Genomic DNA, 26,665 nt, shown 5'->3' on the forward strand with positions numbered 1-26,665 from the left:
GAGCGCTGCGACGATTGCCTCCGACACGTCAGCGGCCCGCGGAGGACCAGACCGATCATGAGCCAGATCCAGCAGGCGCCCGCCGGCTTCGCGCCCATCGGGCCCGAGACGCACGCGCCCGGCCACGCCGCCCGCGCGGTCGCCGCGACGTTCGGCATCGCCCTCGGCGTCATCGCCGTCGCGGCGGTGCTGCTCTACCTGATCTCGGCCCTCGGCTCGGCCGGGGTGGTCGTCTCCGCGATCGCCGCCCTCGTGCCGCTCGCGGCGGTGCTGCTCACGATCCGCTGGGTCGACCGCTGGGAGCCCGAGCCCCGTCCGGCGCTCGTGTTCGCGGTGCTGTGGGGTGCCGGCGTCGCGGTCGCCGTGGCGCTGATCTTCGACCTGGGCGTGCAGATCGCGCTCGCCGCGACCGGCGGGCGGCCCGACGACCTCGTCCAGGCCGTCGTGCAGGCGCCGATCGTGGAGGAGGGCGCGAAGGGCTTCGGCGTGCTGCTGCTCTTCTGGGTGAACCGGCGCCACTTCGACGGCCCCGTCGACGGCATCGTCTACGCGGCGAGCGTCGCGGCCGGGTTCGCCTTCACCGAGAACATCCTGTACTTCGGGCGGGTGCTCGTGGAGCAGGGGCTCGGGCCGGCCTTCGTCTTCACCTTCGTGGTGCGCGGCATCTTCTCGCCGTTCGCCCACGTGCTCTTCACCGCCTGCACCGGCTACGCGCTCGGCAAGGCGGCCGAGCGCGGCGGGGGAGCCGGCGCGGGCCTCGTCGCCTACGTGCTGGGCGTGATCCCGGCCGCGATCCTGCACGCGCTGTGGAACGGCGGGCTGTCGCTCGCGCGGAGCACGGTCGAGTACTACCTCTTCGTCGAGGTGCCGATCTTCCTCGCGGCGGTCGCCGTGGTGCTGACGGTGCGCTCGCGGGAGCGCGCGATCACCCGGGCGCGCCTCGGCGAGTACGCGGACGCCGGCTGGTTCACCCCGCAGGAGGTGGCGCTGATCGCGACGACCGGCGGCCGGCGGCAGGCGATGCGCTGGGCGGACGCGCAGCGCGACCCGCGCGCCAAGCGGACGGCCATGACGCGCCTGATCCGCGACGCCACCCGCCTCGGCCACGCGCGCCAGCGCCTGGTGCGCGGGCGCGCCTCCATCGGCCGCACCCCGGACGAGCAGGAGCTCCTGGCCCGCATCGTGGCCGACCGCCGCATCCTCACCTCCTGACCGCGCTCGAAGTTGCGCGCCGCAGTCCCAGTTGCGCGCGAGCGCTCGCGCGCAACTGGGACCAGGGCGCGCAACTGCCTCGCCGTCAGCGGAGGAGGAGGTTCAGCGCGATCCACGCCGCGATCGCCACCAGGACCACCGCGGTCGCGCCCGTGATGCCGCCGCGGCGGAGGCGGCGCCCCTGCGGCGCGACGACGTCGACCGCGCGGTCGCCGATGCGGTCGTCGGCGTAGCGGACCGTCTGCCGCAGGGTCTTCGCGCCGACCGTGCGGACGATCGTGGTCAGCCGCTGCCAGACCGCCGGGTCGCCGTAGTCGAGGTGGCCGGAGGCGTAGAAGAACATGCGGTCGTCCACCACCTCCACGTCGAGAGCGGCGCCGGTGCCCGCCTGATCGATCAGCAGCGCCATCAGGTCGGCGGTGAGCACGTACAGCGCGTCGCGCTCGTAGCCCTCCGGGACGTACAGCCGGAAGAACCGGTCGAAGTCGCCCTCGAGCCCCAGCCGCTGCGCCGAGGCGAAGGAGCCGGGCAGGTTGGAGGAGCCGATGCCGAGCACCCGGTGGTCGTTCTGCACCGCGTCGAGCACGAGCTGCGGCAGGTGCCGGTCGAGCTGCACGACGAGGTAGGCCCACCGGTACACGCGGGTGCGCCGGTCCTTCCCGCTGCCGGTGGTGATCGAGTAGCGGTAGTTCGCCGTCTCCACGCGGCCGTCGAGCCACCCCTCGCCGAGCAGCATGCGCTCGCTCGTCGTGCGGTCGTCGCCCCGGTCGAAGATCATCCCGATCTGGTCGGTGCCGTCGACGACCGGCGTGAAGCGCATGTCGTTCGCCTGCGCGAACCGGTCCAGGCGCGCCCACCGCTGCCAGCCGGCGCCGTTCAGCAGCCCTCGCACCACGAGCACGGCGACTGCGACCGCGATCACCACGACGAGGAGGCCGAGCGGTGAACCGGTCTCGCGCGTGAGCAGCAGCCCGATCACGGCCACGCCGAGCATCACCACCGCGACGACGACGGACACGATCACCGCGGCGACGCCGGACGGGGCGTCCCCGCGGGCGATCGCCGCCTTCCGGAAGGCGCGCACCGCCTCCCGCGGCACGGGCTCCAGCAGCGGAGCGGTCTCGAGCCGGGCGTCGCGCACGCCGTCACGCTAGCGCGGGGCCCGATTCCGCCGGGCGGAAGGCGGGGGACGGCCCGTGCACCGCCGCCGTGTCGCGCGGAGCGGCGCGGGAGGCGCTCCCTACTGTGGGCCGCCGACGCAGGTGGAGGGGGCGCATGGCGGACACGGACGAGGCGGAGGCGCCGGAGGTCGTCCGGTCGACGCGCCGGACGCTGCTCGGCCTGGGCGCGGTGCTGGCGGCCGGCGCGGTCGCGGGGGAGTCGCTGGTCGGCTCGGCCGACGCCGCGGAGGCGGCGGTGGAGGCGAAGAAGCGGCACCACGGCAAGCAGTACGCCACCGCCTCCCTCGCCGCGAAGAAGGCGCGCACCGCGCACTCGGCGCTGTTCCCGCACGACCCCGCGGCGCACCTGCTGCGCCGCGCGACGTTCGGGCCGCGGCCGAAGGACGTCGCCGACCTGAAGCGGCTCGGAATCGACCGCTGGCTCGCACGCCAGCTCGATCCGAAGTCGATCAAGGACAGCCGCGGCAGCAAGGCCGCCGCGCTGTACCCGCTCGACGGCGCCCGCCCCGGCACGATCGTCAAGCGGACCAAGCGCTACAGCTGGGACGCCATGATGGCGACCGCGCAGGCGTCCCTCGCGCGCCAGGTGTTCTCCGACAGGCAGCTGTACGAGATCGTCGTCGACGTCTTCGCGAACCACCTCCATGTGGCGATCCCGGGCGAGCAGTGGCACACGGCGCCGAGCTACATCAGGGACGTCATCCGCAGGCACGCCCTCGGCCGCTTCGACGACATGCTGCACGCCGCGATGAAGCACCCGGCGATGCTCAACTACCTCAGCAACGACCAGTCGCGGAAGGCCGACGTCAACGAGAACCTCGGCCGCGAGCTGCTCGAGCTGCACACGGTCGGGCGGTCCGCCGGGTACACGGAGGCGGAGGTGCGGGCCAGCGCCAAGATCCTGTCCGGCCGCACCTGGGACTACGACAGCGGTCAGTACTACTTCAACGAGCCCTGGCATTGGACCGGGCACGTGAAGGTGCTCGGCTTCTCCTCCGCCAACGCCTCCATGTACAAGGGGGAGCAGGTCGGCGACGCCTACCTGCGGTACCTCGCGCACCACCCCGCGACGGCGCGGAACATCGCCCGGAAGCTCGCGATCCGGTTCGTGTCGGACACCCCGAGCGCGGACCTCGTGAACCGCCTGGCGCACGTCTACCTGTCGCACGGCACGAGCATCAAGGCCGTCGTCGAGGCGATCTTCCGGTCCAGCGACTTCTGGGCGTCCGTCGGCACGCGGATGCGCCGCCCGCTCGAGGACGCGGTCGGCGCGATGCGCGTGCTCGACGTCGGCCGGGCGAGCGGGATGAAGGAGCCGCTGGGATGGCTCTACTGGAACCTGAACGACGCCGGGCACACCCCCTACGGCTGGGGCCCGCCGAACGGCTACCCCGACGTCGCGGCCGCATGGCTCGGCGCCGGCGCGATGCTGCAGCGCTGGAACCTGCACCGGGCGTTCGTCTACGGCTGGTGGAAGCACCTCGGCTGGACGAAGCCGTCGAAGCTGGTGAAGCGCACCCGCGGCATGACGACGACGCAGTGGACGAAGGCGGTCGCCCGCCGGCTGCTCGGCGTCACGCCCTCGAAGCAGCACCTGCTCGCCGTGATCCACGGCGCAGGGCTCAGCGCCGTCGCGCCCGCCCCGACGGACGACTGGCGCTGCGGCAAGGTCGCCGCGCTCCTGCTCGACTCCCCGTACTTCCAGCTGCGCTGACGCGAGAAGGATCCGACATGGACGCGACGACCGCCCTCTCCGACGACGTGCTGCGCACCCTCCATCCCGACTGCCCCGACTGGCAGCGGCTCGGCCCGACGCCCCGCGACGCGGCGATCCGCGCGATGGCGGAGGCGCAGCGGGTCGCGGAGGAGGAGCGCGGCCAGGCGTGGTCCGGCGGGTTCAACCGCCGCACCTTCCTCAAGGCCGGGCTCGGGGTCGGCGTCGCGACGCTCGGCGCGCAGCTCGTCACGAGCCGCGTCTCCTACGCCGCCGCGGACGAGGTGCAGCAGGGCACGCTCGTCGTCGTCTTCCTCCGCGGCGGGATGGACGGGCTGTCGATGCTCGTGCCCGCCAGCGACCCGCAGCTGCTGAAGGAGCGCCCCAACATCGGGCTCCACGCGGGCTCGCTGCTCGAGTTCGACACCGCCCGCGGCTTCGGCCTGCACCCGGCGCTGTCCCCGCTGGCGCCGCTGATCAAGCAGGGCCGCGTCGCGGCGGTGCCCGCGGTATCGACGCCGGACCTGTCGCGCAGCCACTTCCAGGCGCAGGACTGCCTCGAGCGCGGCTCGAGCGGATCGCTGACCACCGGCTGGCTCGACCGGGTGCTCGCCGCGGCCGGGCCCGGCACCACCTTCCGCTCCGTCGCCATGGGCGGCACGACCCCGCGGTCGCTGGTCGGGTCCGCGAACCCGATCGCGATGCACGACCTCCGCTCCTTCGCGCTGAACGGCGTCGACGCGCGCGACATGAAGGCCACGACGGGCGCGCTGCAGTCGCTGTACACCGGGATCGACCACCCGATCGCGAAGCAGACGAAGCTCGCCATCGGCGCGCTGGGCACGGTCAAGCGCATCACGACGGCGCAGCCCGCGAAACCCGCGGTGCAGTACCCGGACGGCAACTTCGCCGACGCGCTGCAGAACCTCGCGATGCTGCTGAAGGGCGGCGCCGGCGTGCGGGTCGCGTGCATCGACGTGGGCGGCTGGGACACGCACACGGGCATGGGGAACGCGGACTCGGGCGACATGCAGCGCCACCTCGGCGACCTCGCGAAGGCGCTCGCCGCCTTCACGGAGGACCTCGGCTCCGACGTGCTCGACGGCACCACGATCGTCACGATGAGCGAGTTCGGGCGCCGCGTCGAGGAGAACGCGAGCGGCGGCACCGACCACGGCCACGGCGGCGCGGTGCTCGTGATCGGCGGCGGCGTGCGGCCCGGCGTGCACGGCGTCTGGAAGAGGCTGTCGCACCGGACGACGCTCGGCGACGTGCCCGGCTGGAACGACTACCGCGACGTGCTCACCGAGGTCGTGTCGAAGCGGCTCTCGCTCTCCGCGGGCAAGCTCAAGCACGTGTTCCCGGGCTGGCGCGCGACGCCCGTCGGCGTCGTCGCCTAGCCCGGCTCCGCAGGCCGGGTCCCGCGGAGGCAGGTCTCGCGGATCCGGAGATTTTGCGCCGATCCGGAGTTCCCGGGCGACGCGCCGCAGCGAGGTGGCCCGGCGGCGGCGTGTCGTCCGAGGACTCCGGATCCGCGATCAGCGGAGGGGACCGACGAGCAGCGCGCCCGCGCCGGCCGTGCCCGCGAGGGCGAGCAGCACGAACAGCAGCAGCCACACGCCCACGGGCACGCGGGTGACGCGGGCCAGCTGGTCCGCGTCGGAGGCGCCGTCGCCGCGCCGGGCGGCGGGCAGCTCGACGACTGCGCGCAGGCCGCCGAGCACGAGCAGCGCGGCGAGGGCGAGCGCGACCCGCATCCGCCACGCCGGGTCCGCGAACCACGTCGCGGCGCCGACGAGCACGCCCGCGACGAGCACCGACCACAGGCCGAACCAGTTGCGGATCTGCACCAGCACGAGCAGCAGCAGCACCAGCGCGCCCCACAGCGCCGCCGGGGCGTGCCCGGCGGCCACCGCCCAGGCGATCAGGACGCCGGCCGCCGACGGCGCCGGGTAGCCGGCGAGCAGGGTGAGCACCATGCCGGGACCGCGCGGCCGCCCGACGGAGACGGTGAGCCCGCTCGTGTCGGAGTGGAGGCGGATCCCGGCCAGCCGGCGGCGGGTGAGCGTCGCGGCGGCGCCGTGTCCGGCCTCGTGCACGATCGTGATCCCGTGGCGGAGGCGCGGCCACGTCGGCAGCAGCAGGAGCGCGCCGACGACCACCACGACGCCGACGAGGTCGACGGCGCCCGGCACCGGCGAGGTCGCGGTCGCCCGCCCCCACAGCTCGGCGAGCAGCTCGCCGGCGGTCACGGGGTCGGATGCCGTGCGTCGTAGGCGAGGAAGCCGCGGCGGCGCACGAGCAGTGCGACGAGCCCCACGATCAGGAAGCCGCCGATCAGCGGCGGCAGGAACAGCAGCCCCGTCGCGGCGAGCACGCCGGCGTAGAGGTCGCCGACGCGCGGGCCACCGGTCACGACGACGATGAACACGCCCTGCAGCCGGCCGCGCACGGAGTCGGGCGCGGCGGTCTGCAGCATCGTGCCGCGGAAGATCGAGCTCACGTTGTCGGCGCCGCCCGCGCCCGCGAGCAGCACCGCGGCGAGCGCGACGAACACCGGTCCGGCCGGGCTCGGCAGCACCTCCGTCGCCTCCCCGAGCGCGGCGATCCCGAGCACCGCGCCGAACAGCGCGATGAAGACGCCGTAGACCTCGATCGCCCGCTCGATCGCGAGGCCCTGCCGCCGCACCCCGCCGAGCCGGCCGGAGAAGACGCTGCTGAGCAGCGCGCCGATGGCGTAGGCCGCGGACAGCAGGCCCACGGTCAGCGCCCCGCCGCCGAGCAGCACGGCGCCGACCGCGGGGTAGAGCACCCGCGGCTGGCCGAAGGTCATGGCGACGATGTCGACGAGGAAGCTCGTGCGGATGTTCGGCGCGCGCTTGAGGAAGCCGATGCCCGCGGCGAGGGAGGCGAGGCCCGGTCGCTCCACGACCCCCTCCGGCGGCAGCCTCGGCAGGGACAGCAGCGCCGCGAGCGTCGCCACGAACAGGACCGCGTCGATCGTGTAGCACCAGGCGAAGCCGACGGTGGCGACGAGCACGCCTGCGAGGCCCGGGCCGAGCGTCACGGAGATGCCGACCGCGATGCCGTTCAGCGCACCGGCGGCGGGCAGCAGGCCGCGGGGGAGGAGGCGGGGCGTCGCAGCCGACTCGCTGGCCTGCAGCACCGTCGTCGCGGTCGCGGTCAGCACCGTCAGCAGGTACAGCGACCAGACGGTCTCCGTGCCGGTCCAGGCGAGCGCGGCGAGCACCAGGGTCGAGAGCCAGGAGACCGTGCCGGAGACGAGCGCGACCGTGCGGCGGTCGAAGGCGTCGGCGAGCATGCCGCCGTACAGGCCCGCGAGCACGGTCGGCACGAGCGCGAGCACGCCGGTCAGCGAGACGGCGAACGTCGCCGCGGCGGCGCCCTCCGACGGGCGCACGAGCGTGAACACGTTCAGGCCCACCGCCACGAGCGTCAGCTGGCTGCCGATCCCCGCGACCGCGCGCGAGCCCCAGAGCCGCGCGAAGGCGGAGGAGGCGCGCAGCGGCGAGAGGTCGATCAGCGCGCCTCGGCGGCTCGGCGCGGTCCCGTCGTCCATCGCCTCCCATCCTTCCGCGTGGAACGGTCAGCCGCCGCCGACCGGCCGTGCGCTTGACTCGACGACCATGAGCGAACTCACCGATCTGACCGTCAAGCCCGAGCTCGACCCGCCCACCGGTCCGGCGCCGGACCAGCTCGTCATCGAGGACGTCGTCGTCGGTGACGGCGCGGAGGCGAAGCCGGGCGGCACCGTCACCGTCCACTACCTCGGCGTCGACTACGAGAACGGCGAGGAGTTCGACTCGTCGTGGAGCCGCGGCCAGTCGATCTCGTTCCCCCTCGGCAACCTCATCAAGGGCTGGCAGGAGGGCATCCCGGGCATGCGCGTCGGCGGCCGCCGCGTGCTGACCTGCCCGCCGGCCCTCGCCTACGGCCCCGCGGGCGGCGGCCACCGGCTCTCCGGCCGCACGCTGATCTTCGTGATCGACCTGCTGAAGGCCTGAGCCCGACGGCGGTGTGCACGGATGAGGGGATCCGGCTTCGCGCGGATCCCCTCATCCGTGAACACCGCTAGGTTCGTCCGCCGTGCCCACCGCTGCGGAGCTCGTCGACCGGCTGACCCTCGAGGTCCCCGACTTCCCCGAGCCCGGGGTGCTGTTCCGCGACCTGACGCCGACGCTGGCGGATGCGGACGGGCTGCGCACCATCACCGACGAGCTCGTCGCCGCCTTCGCGGGCCGGTTCGACCTCGTCGCCGGCATCGAGGCGCGCGGCTTCCTCCTCGGCGCCGCTGCGGCCTACGCCGCCGGCACGGGCGTGGTCGCCGTCCGCAAGGCGGGCAAGCTGCCGCCGAACACCCTCGTCGAGCACTACGAGCTCGAGTACGGCGTCGCCGCGCTGGAGATCCGGGCCGGCCAGCTCGCCCCGGGCACGCGGGTGCTGGTGCTCGACGACGTGCTCGCCACCGGCGGCACCGTCGACGCGACCTGCACGCTGCTCGAGCGCGCGGGCGCGGTCGTGACCGGCGTCGGCGTCGTGCTCGAGCTCGCGGACCTCGGCGGCCGCGCACGGCTCTCGGGCCGCGAGGTGCACGCCGTGCGCACCGTCTGAGCCGTCGATCCGCTCCTCCTCAGCCCGATCCGCGCCGCTCCTCCTGCCCGCGTCCCTTCCCGGCGGTTCGACGCGCCTCCGCTCGCCAGGCTGCCCCGCATGTCGAAGCAGCGCTCCCGCAGACGGTCCCGACCCCCGCTTCCGAAGCGGCCTCCGACGCTCGTGCGGGCCATGGCGCCGGAGGACCTGCTGCGCCACGTGCCCGAGCTGGCCGGGGCGGTGCCCGAGGACAGCCTCGTCCTGATCCTGTTCAAGCGCTCGCAGGGCACCCGATCGCGCACGCACGGGGCGATGCGGGTCGACCTCCGCCACACGGATGCCCCGGACGAGCTGACCGCGTGGGCCGGTGCCGTGCTGCAGACCGTGCTCCGCGTCGACGGCGTCACCGGCGTCGCGATCGCGGTGTACACCCCCGAGACCTTCGCGCCGAGCGGCCGCCCGCCCGCGGCGGCGCAGCTCCGCGCGGTGGCGCGGGAGGCGGAGCGCCGCGGGCTCGAGGTGCTCGACCGGTTCTGCGTGGCGGCCGACGGCTGGGGCTCCCTCGACGACCCCGAGCTGCCCCGCGGCGGACGCCCGCTGGCGCTCATCGAGCCCGCCGAGCCGCTGCCGCGGCGGGCCCGCGGCATGCAGCCCGTCGTGCCCGCCCCTTATCGGGAGCGGGTCGCGTTCGCCGCGCAGCACCAGCTGTGGTGGCGCTGCGCCGACGGCCCAGGCGGGGTGCTGCACGGGGTCCGGCTGAGCGAGCCCGGCAGCGCGTTCGGGCCGGCGGCGGAGGCGGAGCCCGCGATGGAGCGCTACCGCTGGGGCCGGGACGTCGAGGAGGTCGTGGACCTCGTCGAGGCGGTGCTCGAGCCGCACGACGACGTCGAGGCGCCGTGCCCCTGCAGGGCCCTGCTGCTGGCGCTCGCGGAGCGCCAGGGGCTCGAGAACCTCGTGCTGCTGCAGCTCGCCTGGGGCCGGGACCTCGGCATGGAGCTGTGGACCGCGGTGAACGCGCCGCACGGCCGGGAGGCGTCGCTCGACCGGCTGACCGCCGCGATCACCGGCGGCCGGTTCCGTCGCCCCGACCTCGACCGGCTCGACGCGGCGATCGCCGCGCTGCTCGACACCGCCCGCTACGTGCCGGAGGAGGAGCGGGCGCCGCTCGAGAGCATGCTGGCGTGGCTGCACTGGGCCTCGGGCGGCGGCAGCGCGGCCGGCGCGTACGCCCAGCGGGCGCTCCGCGCGCAGCCGGGGCGGGACGTTCCGTCCCTGGTGCTCGCCAAGCTGCAGCGGAACGAGCTGCCCGAGTGGGCGTTCCGCGCCCGCCCGCAGCGGCGCGACCCGTTCGAGTCGCTGCTCGCGGGGGAGGGGGCCGCGACCGGCTGAGCACGGCGCCGTCCCCCTCCGCCCTAGGATGGATGGCCGCGAAACGGAGGTGCAGCGCATGACCGATGTCGCGGATGCGGAGCTCGCGCGGGAGCAGCGGTACGTGTCCGGTCTGTACGCGCGTCTCGACGTGCTGCGGGCCGAGCTGGTGGCGGAGCTGGAGCGCGTGCGCCGGGGCGGAGCCACCGGCACCCACCAGGCGCGCACCGAGCGGGACGCGATGGCGCAGCTGTTCGAGGAGCGGGTGCGGCGGCTGCGCGACGTCGACGAGCGCCTCGTCTTCGGCCGGCTGCAGGCCGAGGACGGGTCCAAGCGCTACATCGGCCGCATCGGCCTGCGCGACGACGACCAGCAGCCGCTGCTGCTCGACTGGCGCGCGCCCCAGTCGAGCGCGTTCTACCAGGCGACCGCCGCGACGCCGCTCGGGGTGCGGATCCGCCGGCACCTGACCACCCGGGGCCGGGACGTGACCGCCCTCGAGGACGAGGTGTTCGACACCGAGGACGTGCCCGAGGACGCGACGCTGACCGGCGAGTCCGCGCTGATGGCGGCGCTGACCGCGCAGCGCACCGGCCGGATGCACGACATCGTCAACACGATCCAGGCCGAGCAGGACCGGATCATCCGCTCGCAGGCGCGCGGCGTCCTCGTCGTGCAGGGCGGGCCCGGCACCGGCAAGACCGCGGTGGCCCTGCACCGCGCGGCCTACCTCCTGTACGCCGACAAGGAGCGGCTCGCCCGCAACGGCGTGCTCGTCGTCGGCCCCTCCCGGAGCTTCCTCGAGTACATCGAGCAGGTGCTGCCGTCCCTCGGCGAGACCGGCGTCGTGCTGCGCACGCTCGGCCAGCTGTACCCGGGCGTGGACGCCGGCGCCGTCGACCCGTCCGCGGTCGCCGCGGTGAAGGGGCGCACCGTGATGGCGTCGGTGATCCGCCGCGCCGTCCACGCCCGTCAGGTGGCGCCGGACCGGCCGACCGACGTCGACGTGAACGGGGTCGTGCTGCGCGTCGACCCCGCCCTGATCCACCGGGCCATCCGGCGCGCGCAGGGCACGCACAAGCCGCACAACGTCGCACGGGTGACCTTCGTCAAGGAGGCGCTCGGCGAGCTGACGGCGCTGCTCGCCGACCGCGTCGCGGCCCGCGGCTCGACGGTCGACGACGAGGACCGCCGCATGCTGCGCGAGGACCTGCGCACGGCGCAGGACGTCAAGGTGCTGCTGAACACCGCCTGGCTGCCGCTGACCCCGGAGAAGCTGCTCGGCGACCTCTACACGCGGCCCGAGTACCTGGCCCGGTCCGCGCCCGAGCTCTCCCGTGCCGACCGCGCGCTGCTGGCCCGTCCCCGGCGGGCGCCGTTCACCGTGGGCGACGTGCCGCTGCTCGACGAGGCCGCCGAGCTGCTCGGCGAGACGGACACCACCGGCGACGCGCGCGCCCAGGCCCGCGAGGCCCAGCGCGCCCGCGACATCGAGAACGCCGAGGCGGCGATCACCAACATGGGCGTCGAGGGCCTCGTCAGCGCCGAGTCCCTGGCCGACGGCTTCGCCGAGGAGGGCGCCCGGCTCTCGACCGCCGAGCGCGCAGCGGTGGACCGCACCTGGACCTACGGGCACATCGTCGTCGACGAGGCGCAGGAGCTGACGCCGATGCAGTGGCGGCTGCTCCGCCGCCGCGGGCCGCTGCGCTCCTTCACCGTCGTGGGCGACCTCGCCCAGTCCGCCGCCCTGCCTCCCGCGGCCGACTGGGCCCAGGCGCTGAGCGCGCTGACCGACGACTTCCGCCTCGAGCGGTTGTCGGTGAACTACCGCACCCCGCAGGCGATCGCCGAGCTCGCCGAGACCCGCGCCCTGCGCGACGGGCTGCCGATCACGCACTCGCGCTCCGTGCGGGAGGGGGACGCGCCGGAGGTGCTGCGTGTGCCCGCCGACCGCGTGGTGGCCGCGACGCTCGACGCGGTCGCGGCGGACCGCCGGCGCGACGACCGGGGCTCGGTGGCCGTGATCTCGCCCGGGCCGCTCGTGCGCGAGCTGCACGACGCCCTGCGATCCGGGCTCGGCGAGCCGGTCGGGTACGGCGCCCAGGGCCTCGGCGCGCCCGTGTCGGTGCTCGACCCCTGGACCGCGAAGGGCCTCGAGTTCGACAGCGTGGTCGTCGTCGACCCCGACGGGGTCGCCCGCGACGCCGGCGCCGGCTCCCTCTACGTCGCGCTCACCCGCCCGACCCGACGACTGGTCGTCGTCGAGCCCACCAGGGAGCCGTCCGGCTCGCGGTGACGCGGCGGCGGCGTCAGTCGGTGCTGCAGCGGCCGGTCGAGACGGCGCCCGAGAGCGACGGCGCGCGGTCGACGACCCCGTCGAACTCGTCGGGGGTCATCGCGTAGCCGAGGTCGGACCGGCTCGTGCTCTTCGCGAAGACGAGGCCGATCACCCGGCCGCTCGGCGTGAGCAGCGGGCCGCCGGAGTTGCCCTGCTCGACGTCCGCGGCGAGCGCGGCGATCGCGCGGGTGGTGCGGCCCTTCCCGACGACGTCGGGCACCGACACGTCACCGGTCTGCACGACCTTCGCTCCGCCCTCGGTGAACGGGCCGCCGAACGGGTAGCCGGCCACGACGCCCTCGTCGCCGACGGCGGGGGAGGCGGCGACCGTCAGCGGCCGGGCGGTGAGCCCGCGCACCGCGACGACGGCGAGGTCGCGCTTCGGGTCGAAGTACGTGACGCGACCGGTGAGCGCCTGCCCGTTCGGCGCGATGACGACCGGGTCGGTGACGCCCGTGACGACGTGCGCGTTCGTCAGCACCCGGTTCCCGGCGACCACGAACCCCGAGCCCGACTGCTCCTGGTTGCAGGCCGGCGCCCGCCCGGTGATCTTCACGACCGACTCCACCGCGGTCCGCAGGCCGTCGGTCTGGCGCACGCCGGGCACCGTGGTGTCGCCACCGGTGCCGAGCGCGATCCCGAGCTGCGGGATGCCGCTCGACAGCACGGTCGAGCGCAGCTGCGCGAGCGCGCGGTCGACCGGCGCCGGTGTGACGCCCGCGATGGTGCGCAGGACGACGGAGGAGGCGACGGGCTGGGCCACGTAGGGCACGCCGAGCGACACCGCGAGCGACGCGATCATCGAGATCGCGAGCGCGCTGACGACGAGCTGCGCCGCGGCGCCGAGGAGGCGGTCGACGGGACCGAGGGGGCTGCGGCGCAGGACGCCGCCGATCGCCGCCCCGATGACCGAGCCGACGGCGTGGCCGAGGAGCACCAGGACCACGGCGGCGACGATCGTGGCGATCACCTTGCCGGTCTCGTCGGGCACGAGCGACCCGATCAGCGGGGAGAGGAGGGCGGCGGCGATGCCGCCGGCGATGATGCCCGCGATGGCGCCGATGCTGCGGACGAGGCCGAGGCGGTAGCCCTGCACGAGGTAGCCGAGCAGCACCAGCGCGAGCACGACGTCGAGGATCACGGACACTGGGGGCTCCCTCCCTCCGTGGTGAGATGTCGACCGTAGGGGACCGCCGGGACCCCGGCCGGCAGCGCCGAGCCTCTTCAGGATCCGCTCAGTGCCCCCTGCGAGCCGGCGGACGTCCCGGCGCTTGCTAGACTGCCTGCCGCCGTGAACCGGCCGCGGTCCCAGAGCGTCGTGCGCATCCTGCGCGCGACACCGCGCAGCGAGCGAAGAGGAGTTCCCCATGGCGTTGGACGCAGAGGTCAAGAAGGCGATCATCGCGGAGTACGCGACGCACGAGGGCGACACCGGCTCGCCCGAGGTCCAGATCGCGATGCTGTCGACCCGCATCAAGGATCTGACCGAGCACCTCAAGCTGCACAAGCACGACCACCACTCGCGTCGCGGCCTCCTGCTGCTGGTCGGTCAGCGCCGCCGGCTGCTGGGGTACCTGCAGGACGTCGACATCGCGCGCTACCGCACGCTGATCGAGCGCCTCGGGCTCCGTCGCTGAGCGATTCGCCTTGACGTGCGGAAGGGCCGTCCTCCTGGTGGAGGACGGCCCTTCTCCGTGCGCGGGGCGCTCTCGTCGAGCGCCCGGAGACCAGCGGGACGGGGAGCGGCCCGCAGGCGGGGTGCCCTCGGGCCGCGTCGGGATCAGGCGGCGGCGCTGAAGGCGCTCTGCTGCGGGAGCACCGCGTCGTCGTCGATCTTCTGGTCGGCGGGCACCCGCGTGCCGGCGCCGATGGAGGCGCGTGCGCCGATCTTCGTGTGGCTGCCGACCCTCGCGCCCTCGCCGACGACGGCGGCCGCACCGACGTGCACCGCGGCGCCGATCTCCGCGTGGGGGCCGACGATGGCCTCGCGGTCCACCCAGCTCCCGGCGGCGATGCGGACCGAACGGCCCACGCGTGCGCCCGACTCGACGTAGACCGTGGGGGCGATGAAGGCGGTCGGGTCGACGGAGGCGTCCGTCGCGACGAGGCCGCGGCCGTTGGGGTGGCGGCGGTACCGCGTGACGGTGCCGAACTCGTCCTCGATCTCTTCTGCGATCCTCGGTGTCCTGCGCTGCATGATCTACACAACGTAGAACGCGCCCCCGTTCATTCCCCGACCGCGCCCCCTTTCCGGTTAAGAATCGGGCAAGAGGGGGCTGGACGGCAGAATGACGCCATGCTCTTCCGACGCCGCCAGGGCGACCCCGACTACCCGAAGGAGGACCGGGGACGCGGTTCGCTCGACGACTACAAGTTCGACCTCGTGCCGTCGAGCAGCCGGGTGACGATCCGCCTGGCCGGCAGCGACCCGCATCAGGACGTGCTGCGCGACGTGGTGCAGGCCGCGGAGGTCGAGACCGCGATCGCCCGCCGCACGGACGAGGAGGAGCGCACGGACGCGCCGATGCCCGTCCGCCTGTTCGTCGACGGCCGCATCGTCGGCCCGGTCGGCCGGGTGCCGCGCGGGCTCGAGAGCGTGGTGAGCGAGACGCTCAGCCGGCTCGACACCGCCGGCAGGAAGCCCCGCATCCCGGTCGAGGTGGTCCGCACCCGGCAGGGCCTCCGCGTCGACCTGCTGATGGGCGAGACCCGCTGACCCGTCCCCTCCGCACCGGTGCGGCCCGCACTCAGCGCCGGCGGCGGAGGATCGGGGCATGGACACCATCCGTCTCGGCGACGCCGGACTGACCGTCAGCCGCGTGATCCTCGGCTGCATGAGCTACGGCGCCCCGGACCGCGGCAACCACGAGTGGAGCCTGCCGCTCGACGACGCGCGGCCCTTCTTCCGCCGCGCGGTCGAGGCCGGCATCACGACCTTCGACACCGCGAACGTCTACTCCGACGGCTCCAGCGAGGAGATCACCGGCACCCTGCTGCGCGAGTTCGCGCAGCGCGAGGAGGTCGTGATCGCCACGAAGGTGCACGGCCGGATGGGTCCCGGCCCGAACGGCGGCGGGCTGTCCCGCGGCGCGATCATGACGCAGATCGACGCGTCCCTGCAGCGCCTCGGCACCGACTACGTCGACCTGTACCAGATCCACCGCTACGACCCGGAGGTGCCGGTCGCGGAGACGATGGCCGCGCTGCACGACGTCGTGAAGGCCGGCAAGGCGCGCTACATCGGCGCCTCCTCGATGTGGACGTGGCAGTTCGCCGAGATGCAGCACACCGCCGACGTCGAGGGGCTGACCCGCTTCGTGTCGATGCAGGACCAGTACTCGCTGCTGCAGCGCGAGGAGGAGCGGGAGATGATCCCCTACTGCCTCGACAGCGGCGTCGGCGTCATCCCGTGGTCGCCGCTCGCCCGCGGCAAGCTCACCCGGCCGTGGGACGAGACGACCGCCCGCAGCGAGACGGACGCCTTCGGCAAGACGCTCTTCGGGCAGGAGGGGGACCATCGCATCGTGGACGCGGTCGGTCGCGTCGCCGAGGACCGCGGCGTCTCCCGCGCCCAGGTCGCGCTCGCCTGGGTGCTCGCCCAGCCCGGCGTCACGGCGCCGATCGTGGGAGCCACCAAGCCGCAGCACCTCGACGACGCGATCGCCGCGGTCGCCCTGGAGCTGTCGGACGAGGAGCTCGACGCCCTGGAGGCCGACTACGTCCCGCACGCCCCCAGCGGGTTCTGACCCGAGGGACCCGGACGACCGCCCGCCTCCGGAGCGGCCGTCCGGGATCACCCCGGCGTCGCGCCTGCTGTTCTGGATCAAGGCCGCGTTCGTCGGCGACGCGGCGCTCGCGGCCTTCGGGGGGCTGCTGCTCGCCGTCGGCAGCGAGACGGCCGCCTTCGCCGTGTTCGCCTTCGCGGCGGTGCGGGCGCTGCTCGGCGTGATCGCCCTGCTGCTCGCCGCCCGCGCGCTGGAGCGCCGCCACCCGAACGACGACGCCCCGAGCACCATCCGCTAGCGGAGCGTCTCTGCTCACGCTTCGTGCCGCGCGGGAGGCCTCGAGGCGGCACGAAGCGTGAGCAGAGGTGCGGGTCAGTCGGGGTCGGAGGGGTCGAGGGGTGCGTGGTGGTCGAGGCCGGCCTCGCCGCGCTTCCAGTAGCCGTGCAGCGAGAGGTTCTCGCGGGGCAGCCCCAGCGCCTTCAGGTGCCGGCGCACGGGGATGAGCGCGGTCGCCTCGCCCGCGGACCAGACGAACGTGTCCTGGTCGACGTCCTGGGCCTGCACCGTCGTCAGCAGGTCGTGCTGCTCGCCCTGCACCTGCACGACGGCGGCGGCCCGCTCCTGCTCGTCGAGGTAGTCGGTGGTCGCGCCGCCGAACAGCACGACGCGGGTGATCGGGTCGCCGCCGAACGCGCGGATCCAGCGGCGCAGGGCGGGTAGCCCGGCGGGGTCGGCGATGAGCAGCGCGCTGCGGAACCCGATGGGCGCGAGGCGGGAACCGCGGGGGCCGCCGAACTCGAGCTCGTCGCCCTCGGCGGCGCTCGACGCCCACGCCGAGGCGGGGCCCTCGGTGCCGTGCACCACGAAGTCGACGTCGAGCTCGGGTCCGCTGGAGGCGCCGAGCGGGCGGTACTCGCTCGGCGTGTAGTCGCGGCCGACCACCCCGTCCGGACCCGGGAGGAACAGCTTCACGTGGTCCTCGGGGCCCAGGCTCGCGAAGCCCTGCAGGTCCTCGCCGCCGAGCGTGATCCGCACCATCGACGCGGGCAGCTCCTGCCGGGCGAGCACCGTGACGCGGCGGCGGCGCAGCTCGTGGCGGACGGCGTCGCGGAGGCGGGGCGTCGAGGACAGCGGGAAGGTGTGCACGGACCCGATTCTGCCGAACCGGTCGGCGCTCGCCGCGCGGGCGGAATGCCGTCCGAGCGGTCCGGGTTGGCACCTGCATGCCGGATCTCACGCTGTCGGTGCTCGACCTCGTCCCCGTCCGCCGGGGCCAGACCTCCGCGGACGCGGTGGCGGCTTCCGTGGCGCTCGCCCAGCGCGCGGACGAGCTGGGCCTGCACCGCTACTGGCTGGCGGAGCACCACAACATGCCGTCGGTTGCCTCGACGAACCCGCCCGTGCTGCTCGGCGTGCTCGCCGGCCGCACCCGCCGCATCCGCCTCGGCTCGGGCGGCGTCATGCTGCCGAACCACGCCCCCTTCGTCATCGCCGAGCAGTTCGCCGCCCTCGAGGCCGCGGCGCCCGGCCGCATCGACCTCGGCATCGGCCGCGCGCCCGGCTCGGACCCGGTGATCACCGCGCTGCTGCGTTCGAGCGGGCACACGAGCGACGTCGACGCCTTCCCCAACCACGTCCGCGACATCGAGGCGCTGCTCGGCGCGGAGGGCGCGGGCCTGCGCCTCGCCACCGGCGAGCAGTACACGGTCCGCGCGACCCCGGCGGCGCAGGGCACGCCGGACCTCTGGCTGCTCGGCTCGTCCGACTACTCCGCGGCGCTCGCCGCGCAGCTCGGTCTGCCCTACGTGTTCGCGCACCACTTCTCCGGCGAGGGCACCGAGCGCGCCCTCGACCTGTACCGCTCGCAGTTCCAGCCGTCCGAGCACCTGTCCGCGCCCCGCACGTTCCTCACCGCGAACGTCGTCGCGGCGGACACCGCGGCGGAGGCGGAGCGCCTGGCCCTGCCGCAGCTGCAGCACATGGCGCGGCTGCGCACCGGCACGCCGCTCACCGCCCTCGACACCGTCGAGGACGCGGAGGCCGCCCGGCTCACCGAGCCGCAGCAGGACCTCGTGGCCGGCATGAGCGCCCGCTGGTTCATCGGCGAGGCGGGCGACGTCGCCGACCGGCTCACCGCCTTCGCGCAGCGCTTCGGCGTCGAGGAGGTCATGGTCAGCCCGTCGGCCGGCGCGTCCGCGGCCGAGCCGATCGACCGGGCACCGGCCCGCGAGCGCACGCTCGAGCTGCTGGCCGCGCGGCTGCCGCAGGGGGTCCTCGCCGCGGCCTGACCCGGACCCTCGGGGAGCGGTCCGCCGCCCTCGGGCGGCGCACGGGCGCAGGCCGTCGCGGGCCCGCGCCTAGAATCGATGGTTCGCTGAACCGGGGGAGGGGGATCGGCCGTGTACTCGGATCTCGACGTCGCGCGCATCACCGGCCCCGCCGGGTTCGCCCGCGCGGACAGCTACCAGCGCGAGGGGCGCGTCTCCGACGTGCGCTGGAGCACGGACCGCACGACCCTGACCGGCCGGGTGCGCGGCTCGGAGCACGCCCGCTACTCCGCTCGGGTCCGCCTCCGCCCCACCCCCGACGGGCCGGTGCCGATCTCCGGCCGCTGCGACTGCCCGGTCGGCTCCGACTGCAAGCACGTCGGCGCGGTGCTGCTCGAGGGCCGTCGCGGGGCGCCTGCGGCTCCCGCGGCGAGCGTCGCCGACGCGCTCTGGCGGCGCACGCTCGACCCGATCCTCGACGGGCTCGACGCCGACGAGTCGACCGCGACGCTCGGCCTCGTGTTCGAGCTGCAGCAGTCCGAGCAGCCGTGGACCGGCTCCCGCCGCACCGCCCCGCGCGAGCGGCCCGTCACCGTCGGCGTGCGCCCCGTGCTGCTCGGGTCGAACGGGCGCTGGCGCCGCACCGGCGTCTCGTGGCGCACGGTCACCAACGAGTGGTCGGTGCACGAGTACGACGACGCCCAGACCCGGATCCTGCGCGAGGTGCACCGGCTGCTCGCGTCGGGGCCGTCCTCCTCGGTGCCCGACACCTGGCTGCACCTCGACGGCGCCCGCACGACCGCGCTCTGGCAGCTGCTGAAGGACGCGGAGGAGCACGGGATCGGCCTGATCACCGGAGGCAAGGACCAGAGCCCGCTGCTGCTCGGTGAGGGCTCGGTCACGCCCGCCGCGGACCTCCGCCGCACGCCGACCGGGCTCTCCCTCGCCCCGCTGCTCGCGCAGGGCGACCCGGCGACCGGGCCGTCGATCGCGCCGCCGTTCGTGCTGATCGGCGACCCGGGCATCGGCGTCGCGACGTGGGAGCCCGGCGACACGCTCGCCGACGCGCACGTGGCCCTGGCGCCCTTCGCCGAGCCGCTGCAGCCCGCCGCGCACGCCTTCCTCCGCATCCCCGAGCCCATCGAGGTGCCGGAGGAGGAGGAGCCCGACTTCCTCGCGCACCACTACCGCCGGCTGGCGAGCGTGCTGCCGATCGTCAGCCGCGACGGCAGCTTCGCCCCGCCCGCGCGCCCGGTCGCCGCGCTCGAGCTCGTCGTCGAGCACGGCGCCGGCGGCGTGACCGGGCGCTGGTCGTGGCGGTACACGCTGCCCGGCGACGCGACGCCGCTGACCCTGGGCGGCGAGGAGGACGCGATCCGCGACCCGCTGCAGGAGCGGCGCATCGTCACCGCCCTGCGCGGTGCGGGCCTCGACAGCGTCCGCACCCCCGAGCTGATCGGCCCGCACGGCGAGCTGAAGGAGACCTTCGGCGTGCACGGCATGGCGGCGGTCGCCTTCGCGCAGGACGCGCTGCCCGCCGTCCGCTCGGTGCCCGGGGTGTCCGTCGTCGAGCACGGCGAGCCCGTCGAGTACCGGGCGGCGGAGGAGGCGCCGGTCGTCGCGATCGGCACCCGGGCGATCGAGGGCAACCGCGACTGGTTCGACCTCGACATCGAGGTGCGGGTCGGCGGCGAGGTCGCCCCGCTCGCCGAGGTGTTCCTCGCGCTCGCCCGCGGCGACGACGCGATGGTGCTGCCCGGCGGCGTGTGGTTCCCGCTCGACGACCCGGTGTTCGAGCGCCTCCGGTCGCTGATCGCGGAGGCCCGCGAGCTCACGGACGACCCGCGCGCGCCCCTGCGGATCTCGCGCTTCCAGGGCTCCCTGTGGGAGGACCTCGTCGCGCTCGGCATCGTCGCCAAGCAGGCGGAGGCGTGGCGCCGCGCGGTCGAGCTGACCGGCGGATTCGGCGAGGACGGGCGCCTCGAGGCGCAGCCCCTGCCTCCCGGGTTCCTGGCGGAGCTGCGGCCGTACCAGCAGGAGGGCTTCGACTGGCTGTCGTTCCTCTACGACAACAAGCTCGGCGGCGTGCTCGCCGACGACATGGGCCTCGGCAAGACGGTCCAGTCGCTCGCGATGATCGGCCGCGCCATCGAGATCGCCGAGGGGCGGGGCGAGGAGCGGCCGCGCTTCCTGGTCGTCGCCCCCACCTCCGTGGTGCCGAACTGGGTCGCCGAGTCGAACCGCTTCCTGCCCGACGTGCAGGTCGCGGCGATCACCGAGACGGTGCGCAAGAGCGGCACCCCGCTGACCGAGACGATCGGCGACGCCGACATCGTGGTGACCTCCTACGCCCTGCTCCGGCTCGACACCGCGTCGTACACGGGCATCACCTGGGCGGGGATGCTGCTCGACGAGGCGCAGTTCGCGAAGAACCGGCACTCGACGACGTACCAGCGGATCCGCGCGATCGACGTGCCGTTCCGGCTCGCGATCACGGGCACGCCGCTCGAGAACGACCTGATGGAGCTGTGGTCGATCCTGTCGATCGCCGCGCCGGGCCTGTTCCCGTCGCCGTCGGGCTTCCAGGACCACTACGCGAAGCCGATCGAGAAGGAGGGGGACCGCGAGCGGCTGCAGCAGCTGCAGCGGCGCATCCGCCCGCTCCTGCTGCGCCGCACGAAGGAGCTCGTCGCCTCCGACCTGCCGCCGAAGACCGAGCAGGTCATCGAGGTCGAGCTCGGCCGCAAGCAGCGCGCGGTCTACGACCGGCACCTGAACCGGGAGCGCCAGCGGGTGCTCGGCCTGATCGGCGAGTTCGACCGCAACCGCTTCACGATCTTCCGCGCGCTCACGACGCTGCGGCAGGTGGCGCTCGACGCCGCGCTCGTCGACGCGGCGAACGAGGGCGTGCCCTCGGCGAAGCTCGACCTGTTCGACGAGCTGCTGGAGAACGCGCTCGAGGAGCACCACCGCGTCCTCGTGTTCAGCCAGTTCACCCGGCTGCTCGGTCGGGTGAAGGACCGGCTCGACACCGCAGGTATCGGCTACGCGTACCTCGACGGCTCCACGCGGCGGCGCGGGGAGGCGATCGACCGGTTCCGGTCGGGGGAGGCGGACGTCTTCCTGATCTCCCTGAAGGCGGGCGGGTTCGGCCTGAACCTCGCCGAGGCGGACTACTGCATCCTGCTCGACCCCTGGTGGAACCCGGCAGCGGAGGCGCAGGCCGTCGACCGCGCCCACCGCATCGGCCAGACCCGCCAGGTCATGGTCTACCGGCTCGTCGCGAAGGACACCATCGAGGAGAAGGTGATGGCGCTCAAGGAGTCCAAGCGCGCGCTCTTCGACGCGGTCATGGACGGCGAGGGCACCATGGAGGCGTCCTCCCTCACCGCCGCGGACGTGCGCGAGCTGCTGGCCTGACCCGTCGCCCGCTCGGGCGGATCTCGCCCGGGAAGCGGTGCGAGCCCGGTCCGCACGGGATCCAGGCGCTTCCGGCTGATCGGGGCGTCCATGCGCGCCCGCCTCGTCCGATGACGCCCGTGGAGGGACGCGTGGTCGGCGTCGCGGCGCCCGATCAGCCCGCGTCGACCTCCGCCTCGACCTGCGCGGCGACCTCGGCCGGGGGCGTGCTCGCGGCGGCCGCGCGCATCGCGCTGCGGCCCGACGGCACGAGCACCGCGACGCCGGTGACGACGAGCGCGAGCACGCCGGTGCCGACGAGCAGCGCCCGCACGCCGAGCGCGTCCGCGATCGGCCCGAACGCGACCATGCCGAGCGGGAAGGACAGCGCCATCACGATCGTGACGTAGCTGAACACGCGGCCCTGCATCTCGGGCGGGACCGCCTCCTGCAGCAGCGTCATGAACGGCGCGGAGAAGATCGGGATCATCGCGCCGAACAGGAACATCAGCGCGTAGAAGACCCAGAGCTCCGGGGCGAGGCCGAGGCCGAGCGAGAACACGCCGAAGCCGAACGACGACAGCACGATCAGCCGGATGCGGCTGCGCTTCGCGAGCAGCGTCGAGACCGCGACGCCGCCGAGCAGCATCCCGACGCTGAACGCGATCTCGAGCGCGGTGAGCAGCCACACCTCGCCGCCCCACTCCTGCGTGATGAGCAGCGGCGTCACGAAGCTCGGCGAGCCGGTGAGCACGATGATCACCGCGAACAGCACCATCAGCCAGCGGATGAAGGCGTGGTGCTGGATGAACCGGGCGCCCTCGACCAGGTCCTCCCGGAACCCGGTCGTCCTCCCCGCGACCGCGTCGAGCGTCGGCACCGTCACGAGCAGCAGCACGCCGACCCCGAGCAGGGCGGTGACCACGTCGATGAAGAACGCGGGGACGATGCCGAACGCCCCGAACACCGCGCCGGCGACGGCGGGCGCGAGCAGCGCGAGGCCGGACTGGATGGTCTGGAAGAGGCCGTTGATCCGCAGCAGGTGCTCCTGCGGCACGAGCTGGGGGATCACCGCCTGCACGGTCGGCTGCTGGAACCCCGCCCCGACGGAGCGGACGGCGCAGGCCACCAGGATCACCCAGAGGTCGGTGACGCCGTTCATCATCAGGAACGCCAGCCCGAGGGTCGCGAGCGCGGTGCTCGTGTCCGCGGCGATGATGAGCGCCTTGCGGTTGACGCGGTCGGCGAAGGTGCCGCCGAAGATCGACACCACGCCCTGCGGCAGGAAGGCCGCGACCGCGTAGAGGGCCACCGCGATCGCCGAGCGGGTCTGCAGCGTGACGTACCACATGACCACGTACTGGACGATCATCGAGCCGAACAGCGACACCGTCTGCCCGGTCACGAAGAGCGCGGCGTTGCGGCGCCAGCCCGCTCCGACGTCGACGGTGCTCATGCGACCGGCCTCCTCGGGATGTGTACGATGTCCACTTGTGGCCAGCCTGTCAGGCGATGTGAACGCTGTCAACGGACCTGCTCGCAGCATGGACGACGCCTCCGACATCGCGCCCGCGACGCGCCACCTACCGGCACGGCGACCTGCGCAACGCGCTCATCGAGGCGGGCACGGGCCTCGCCGCGGCCGGTGGCCCGGGCGCCGTCGTGCTGCGGGAGGCGACGCGACGGGTCGGCGTCTCGCCGAACGCGGCGTACCGGCACTTCAGCGACCGGGAGGACCTGCTGGCCGCGGTGAGCTTGCACTGCCTGACCCTCGTGGCGACGGAGATCATGCGCGAGCAGGCCGCGGCCGGCGCCGCCGACGACCTCGGCGCGCAGCTCGACGCGATCGGCCGGGCCTACGTGCACTTCGCGCTCCGCGAGCCCGGGCTCTTCCGCACGGCCTTCGCGGCGCACACGGACCCCGAGCCGGGGCGCGGCGGGGAGGACGGCGGCCTCGGCCCCTACGGCCTCCTGCTCGACGTGCTCGACCGCGCGGTCGAGCACGGTGCGATGCGCGCGGAGCGCCGGCCCGGCGCGGAGGTGACGGCGTGGGCGTCGGTGCACGGCCTCGCGCTGCTGCTGCTCGACGGGCCGCTGCGCTCGGTGCCGGAGGCGGCCAGGGAGCCGCTGATCGACGCGGTGGTGCGCACCGTGCGCGACGGCCTGTTCCGGGGAGGCGCCGCGGACTGAGCGCGGCTCGGAGCCTCCCGTGATCTGCCCGCAACATCCTCCGGCGTGGGGAAACAGGACGGTATTCCGGGGGAAACCATCGGGAAACCGCCGCGCGGTCCACTGGAGTCATGGCAGCGGGGGTGCACGACGCGCATCGGCACATCGGTGCGCTGCCCGCCTACCCCTTCTACGGCGGCCCCGCGATCCGCGCCGACCTCACGGCGCGGGAGACGGTCAGGGGCTTCCTCGCCGACCTCGACGCGGAGGGCACGGAGCGCACGCTCGTGCTGCCGAACTACGGGGTGCCGATCCCCGAGGTCGCGTTCGAGCTGAACCATCTGGCGCTGGAGGCGGCGCAGGCCGACGACCGCGTGCGCTGCGGGCTGTGGATCTCGCCCAAGCCGAGCGATGCGGAGCGGAACACCGCCGCACTCGCCCTCGCGGGTGAGGAGGGCGTCGCCGCGCTGAAGACGAGCTTCCTGCTCGGCGGCGCCGCGGACGACCCGGACTGCCTCGAGCAGCTCGGGCGCATGTTCGACGCGGCGCGCGAGCACGACCTCACGGTCCACGTCCACACGTCGCCGGGCGGCGCCAGCGACGTCGACCGGATCGGCGAGCTCGTCGAGCGCTGGGGCGACGACGTGCGCATCCACCTGGTGCACCTCGGCGGCGGCATGAGCGGCCACATGAAGCTGATCGGCGGCCGCTTCTTCGACTGGATCGAGCGCGGCAAGCGCGTCTACAGCGACACGAGCTGGGCGATCGGGTTCGCCGCGGTCTGGCTCGTCGCCGAGATCGAGCGGCGCGGCATCGGCCACGACCGCATCCTCTTCGCCTCCGACCTGCCCTGGGGCGACCACGCCGGCGAGCTCGCGCGCATGCAGGACGCCGTCAAGGACGGCGAGCTGGGGCGCCTGTTCCTGCGCGAGAACTTCGAAGCCCTCTACTGACCGACCGGCCCGACGACCGCCCGACCCACACCGACCGCACCACCCGACGCTGAGGAGCACCCCGATGGCCCTGTTCGACGACACGATCCTCGCCAACATCGAGACCTCGAAGGCCGAGGTGCCGCACCCGACGCAGCCGCAGGGCACGTCGATCTACGGCTCGACGAAGATCTTCCCCGACATCCAGGCCGAGCCCGGACAGTCGTACCTGACGCTCGTGCACGGCATCGCCCACGAGTCGAGCGTCAGCTTCGTCGCGTGCCTCCAGGCGCTGCGCGCGCTGCGCAAGGGCTTCGACTCGGTCCTGCACTTCTACGGCCCCGGTGCGATGAACGCGATCGCCGCCCGCGGCTTCCCGACCCCGGGCGACTCCGCGTTCCCTGGCGAGCAGAACATCAACGACACGATCAAGACCTTCATCAAGGAGGGCGGCACGGTCTTCGTCTGCCGCTTCGGCCTGTCGCTGCACGGCCTGCGCGAGGAGGACCTGATCGAGGGCACGGTCCCGTGCCACCCGCTCGACGTGCAGGACGCCCTGATCTACTTCGCGAACAAGGGCGCCGTCATCAACTCGACCTACATGGTCTGACCGTGCCGGCGACGAACCTCGGACTCCCGGTGGTGCGGCGGGAGCCGCTCGCACCACCGGTGACCCTCGACCCCGTGGCCCGCCGGGTCGACGTCGCGCTGCGGGGCCTCCGCATCGCGGCGCCCGTGCACCGCGAGGCGGGCGCGGGGCCCAGCGACGACGGCCACGTGCTGTGGGACGGCGAGCAGGCGGCGATCCCGGTGAACCCGGACAGCCCCTACCTCGTCTTCGACGGCCGCCTGCTGCTCGACACCGGTGACGCGGGGCCGATCGACGTCGGCATCGACGTGGCGCCCGTCCACCGGCCGCGGTTCTACGACCTGGCCACGGCGGACGGCACCTCGTACGAGCAGATCGCGCGCCTCCACGGGCGCAACGTGCTGGCGACCACCGTGGTGCAGACCTGCGTGCGGTACGACGAGGACCAGCGCTGCCGGTTCTGCGCCATCGAGGCCTCGCTCGAGGCGGGCGCGACGATCGCGGTCAAGACCCCGGCGATGCTCGCCGAGGTCGCCCGCGCGGCCCGCGACCTCGACGGCGTCGAGCAGATGGTCATGACCACCGGCACCTCGAACGGCTGGGACCGCGGCGCGAAGCACCTCGCGCGCTGCGTGCAGGCGGTCAAGGAGGCGGTGCCCGAGCTCGCGATCCAGGTGCAGATCGAGCCGCCCCGGAACCTGCGGGCGATCCAGGACCTGCACGACGCCGGCGCCGAGTCGATCGGCATCCACGTGGAGTCGATGGACGACGCGGTGCGCCGGCGGTGGATGCCGGGCAAGAGCACGGTGACGCTCGACGAGTACCGCGCGGCGTGGACGGAGGCGGTGCGCGTCTTCGGCCGCAACCAGGTCTCCACCTACCTCCTCGTCGGCCTCGGCGAGGACCCGGACGACGTGCCGCGGTGGGCGGAGGAGCTCATCGGGCTCGGGGTCTACCCGTTCGTCGTGCCGTTCCGGCCCCTGCGCGGCACGCTCGCGACCGACGTCGACCACGTGCCCGCGCCGCAGCGCTCCATCCTCGAGACGGTCTCGCGGCAGGTCGCGGCGCTGCTGGTCGCGGCCGGCATGTTCGGGTCGGACCAGAAGGCCGGCTGCGCCGCGTGCGGCGCGTGCGGCGTGCTGAAGACGGCCGGCGGCTAG

23 protein-coding genes are annotated in these 26,665 nt (G+C 74.2%); 16 read left to right on the top strand and 7 right to left on the bottom strand.

What is annotated here, in order from left to right; genetic code table 11:
* The first annotated feature begins 57 nt into the window (after nucleotides 1-57).
* Nucleotides 58-1,212 (top strand): PrsW family intramembrane metalloprotease, encoded by a 1,155-nt coding sequence (locus ABEA53_RS03335; RefSeq protein WP_345479522.1) that lies wholly within the window; start codon nucleotides 58-60, stop codon nucleotides 1,210-1,212.
* An 85-nt stretch (nucleotides 1,213-1,297) separates the two neighbouring features.
* Here ABEA53_RS03335 and ABEA53_RS03340 read toward each other — a convergent pair whose 3' ends face one another.
* Nucleotides 1,298-2,353: a hypothetical protein gene (locus tag ABEA53_RS03340; RefSeq protein WP_345479523.1), complete on the bottom strand. Its 1,056-nt coding sequence runs from the start codon at nucleotides 2,351-2,353 to the stop codon at nucleotides 1,298-1,300.
* A gap of 134 nt (nucleotides 2,354-2,487) precedes the next feature.
* On the opposite strand from ABEA53_RS03340, the gene ABEA53_RS03345 reads away from it, so the two are divergent.
* Together ABEA53_RS03345 and ABEA53_RS03350 are read left to right on the top strand one after the other, a co-directional pair.
* Entirely contained in the window at nucleotides 2,488-4,107 is a 1,620-nt protein-coding gene (locus ABEA53_RS03345; protein WP_345479524.1) for a DUF1800 domain-containing protein, read from the top strand.
* A gap of 17 nt (nucleotides 4,108-4,124) precedes the next feature.
* Nucleotides 4,125-5,507, top strand: a complete 1,383-nt coding sequence (locus ABEA53_RS03350; protein WP_345479525.1) for a DUF1501 domain-containing protein — start codon at nucleotides 4,125-4,127, stop codon at nucleotides 5,505-5,507.
* Between the two features lie 138 nt (nucleotides 5,508-5,645).
* On the opposite strand, the gene ABEA53_RS03355 is transcribed toward ABEA53_RS03350, so the two are convergent.
* Both ABEA53_RS03355 and ABEA53_RS03360 read right to left on the bottom strand, forming a co-directional pair.
* Nucleotides 5,646-6,359 carry a M50 family metallopeptidase gene (locus tag ABEA53_RS03355; protein WP_345479526.1) on the bottom strand — a complete coding sequence of 238 codons (714 nt, stop codon included), beginning with the start codon at nucleotides 6,357-6,359 and terminating at the stop codon, nucleotides 5,646-5,648.
* Nucleotides 6,356-7,687, bottom strand: a complete 1,332-nt coding sequence (locus ABEA53_RS03360) for an MFS transporter (protein WP_345479527.1) — start codon at nucleotides 7,685-7,687, stop codon at nucleotides 6,356-6,358. The genes ABEA53_RS03355 and ABEA53_RS03360 overlap by 4 nt, the downstream gene beginning before the upstream one ends.
* Before the next feature lie 67 nt (nucleotides 7,688-7,754).
* Between ABEA53_RS03360 and ABEA53_RS03365 the strand changes: the two genes are divergently transcribed.
* The 4 genes from ABEA53_RS03365 to ABEA53_RS03380 all read left to right on the top strand — a co-directional run bounded on the left by ABEA53_RS03365 (nucleotide 7,755) and on the right by ABEA53_RS03380 (nucleotide 12,382).
* Nucleotides 7,755-8,132, top strand: coding sequence for an FKBP-type peptidyl-prolyl cis-trans isomerase (locus ABEA53_RS03365; RefSeq protein WP_345479529.1), 378 nt, complete (start codon nucleotides 7,755-7,757; stop codon nucleotides 8,130-8,132).
* Nucleotides 8,133-8,214: 82 nt separating this feature from the next.
* Entirely contained in the window at nucleotides 8,215-8,739 is a 525-nt protein-coding gene (locus ABEA53_RS03370) for an adenine phosphoribosyltransferase (RefSeq protein WP_345479530.1), read from the top strand.
* A gap of 171 nt (nucleotides 8,740-8,910) precedes the next feature.
* Nucleotides 8,911-10,107: a DUF4192 family protein gene (locus ABEA53_RS03375; protein WP_345479531.1), complete on the top strand. Its 1,197-nt coding sequence runs from the start codon at nucleotides 8,911-8,913 to the stop codon at nucleotides 10,105-10,107.
* 58 nt (nucleotides 10,108-10,165) lie between these two features.
* Nucleotides 10,166-12,382, top strand: a complete 2,217-nt coding sequence (locus tag ABEA53_RS03380; RefSeq protein WP_345479533.1) for a HelD family protein — start codon at nucleotides 10,166-10,168, stop codon at nucleotides 12,380-12,382.
* 13 nt (nucleotides 12,383-12,395) lie between these two features.
* On the opposite strand, the gene ABEA53_RS03385 is transcribed toward ABEA53_RS03380, so the two are convergent.
* Nucleotides 12,396-13,571 carry a MarP family serine protease gene (locus ABEA53_RS03385; protein ID WP_345479534.1) on the bottom strand — a complete coding sequence of 392 codons (1,176 nt, stop codon included), beginning with the start codon at nucleotides 13,569-13,571 and terminating at the stop codon, nucleotides 12,396-12,398.
* A 220-nt stretch (nucleotides 13,572-13,791) separates the two neighbouring features.
* On the opposite strand from ABEA53_RS03385, the gene rpsO reads away from it, so the two are divergent.
* A complete protein-coding gene (rpsO, locus tag ABEA53_RS03390) occupies nucleotides 13,792-14,061 on the top strand; it encodes a 30S ribosomal protein S15 (RefSeq protein WP_345479536.1) in 270 nt (89 codons plus the stop codon).
* A gap of 143 nt (nucleotides 14,062-14,204) precedes the next feature.
* On the opposite strand, the gene ABEA53_RS03395 is transcribed toward rpsO, so the two are convergent.
* Nucleotides 14,205-14,621, bottom strand: coding sequence for a transferase (locus ABEA53_RS03395; protein WP_345479537.1), 417 nt, complete (start codon nucleotides 14,619-14,621; stop codon nucleotides 14,205-14,207).
* Nucleotides 14,622-14,720: 99 nt separating this feature from the next.
* Between ABEA53_RS03395 and ABEA53_RS03400 the strand changes: the two genes are divergently transcribed.
* Together ABEA53_RS03400 and ABEA53_RS03405 are read left to right on the top strand one after the other, a co-directional pair.
* Nucleotides 14,721-15,140, top strand: coding sequence for a hypothetical protein (locus ABEA53_RS03400; protein ID WP_345479538.1), 420 nt, complete (start codon nucleotides 14,721-14,723; stop codon nucleotides 15,138-15,140).
* A 58-nt stretch (nucleotides 15,141-15,198) separates the two neighbouring features.
* The gene (locus ABEA53_RS03405; RefSeq protein WP_345479539.1) at nucleotides 15,199-16,170 is read left to right on the top strand and encodes an aldo/keto reductase; all 972 of its coding nucleotides are present in this window, start codon (nucleotides 15,199-15,201) and stop codon (nucleotides 16,168-16,170) included.
* 351 nt (nucleotides 16,171-16,521) lie between these two features.
* Here ABEA53_RS03405 and ABEA53_RS03410 read toward each other — a convergent pair whose 3' ends face one another.
* A complete protein-coding gene (locus ABEA53_RS03410) occupies nucleotides 16,522-17,295 on the bottom strand; it encodes a siderophore-interacting protein (protein WP_345479540.1) in 774 nt (257 codons plus the stop codon).
* Between the two features lie 77 nt (nucleotides 17,296-17,372).
* On the opposite strand from ABEA53_RS03410, the gene ABEA53_RS03415 reads away from it, so the two are divergent.
* Together ABEA53_RS03415 and ABEA53_RS03420 are read left to right on the top strand one after the other, a co-directional pair.
* Nucleotides 17,373-18,437: an LLM class flavin-dependent oxidoreductase gene (locus tag ABEA53_RS03415; protein WP_345479541.1), complete on the top strand. Its 1,065-nt coding sequence runs from the start codon at nucleotides 17,373-17,375 to the stop codon at nucleotides 18,435-18,437.
* Between the two features lie 111 nt (nucleotides 18,438-18,548).
* The gene (locus ABEA53_RS03420) at nucleotides 18,549-21,836 is read left to right on the top strand and encodes a DEAD/DEAH box helicase (RefSeq protein ID WP_345479543.1); all 3,288 of its coding nucleotides are present in this window, start codon (nucleotides 18,549-18,551) and stop codon (nucleotides 21,834-21,836) included.
* A 154-nt stretch (nucleotides 21,837-21,990) separates the two neighbouring features.
* On the opposite strand, the gene ABEA53_RS03425 is transcribed toward ABEA53_RS03420, so the two are convergent.
* The gene (locus ABEA53_RS03425; protein WP_345479544.1) at nucleotides 21,991-23,271 is read right to left on the bottom strand and encodes an MFS transporter; all 1,281 of its coding nucleotides are present in this window, start codon (nucleotides 23,269-23,271) and stop codon (nucleotides 21,991-21,993) included.
* A 206-nt stretch (nucleotides 23,272-23,477) separates the two neighbouring features.
* Between ABEA53_RS03425 and ABEA53_RS03430 the strand changes: the two genes are divergently transcribed.
* The 4 genes from ABEA53_RS03430 (at nucleotide 23,478) to ABEA53_RS03445 (ending at nucleotide 26,665) form a co-directional block, all read left to right on the top strand.
* On the top strand, nucleotides 23,478-24,005 hold the full coding sequence (locus ABEA53_RS03430) for a TetR/AcrR family transcriptional regulator (RefSeq protein ID WP_425550586.1): 528 nt from the start codon (nucleotides 23,478-23,480) through the stop codon (nucleotides 24,003-24,005).
* Between the two features lie 110 nt (nucleotides 24,006-24,115).
* Complete coding sequence (locus ABEA53_RS03435; RefSeq protein ID WP_345479545.1) at nucleotides 24,116-24,937, top strand: amidohydrolase family protein; 822 nt, start codon at nucleotides 24,116-24,118, stop codon at nucleotides 24,935-24,937.
* 64 nt (nucleotides 24,938-25,001) lie between these two features.
* Nucleotides 25,002-25,526: an MSMEG_0572/Sll0783 family nitrogen starvation response protein gene (locus tag ABEA53_RS03440; RefSeq protein ID WP_345479546.1), complete on the top strand. Its 525-nt coding sequence runs from the start codon at nucleotides 25,002-25,004 to the stop codon at nucleotides 25,524-25,526.
* Between the two features lie 2 nt (nucleotides 25,527-25,528).
* Nucleotides 25,529-26,665 (top strand): MSMEG_0568 family radical SAM protein, encoded by a 1,137-nt coding sequence (locus ABEA53_RS03445; RefSeq protein ID WP_345479547.1) that lies wholly within the window; start codon nucleotides 25,529-25,531, stop codon nucleotides 26,663-26,665.

The organism is Amnibacterium soli, from assembly GCF_039544415.1.
Lineage (GTDB): Bacteria > Actinomycetota > Actinomycetes > Actinomycetales > Microbacteriaceae > Amnibacterium > Amnibacterium soli.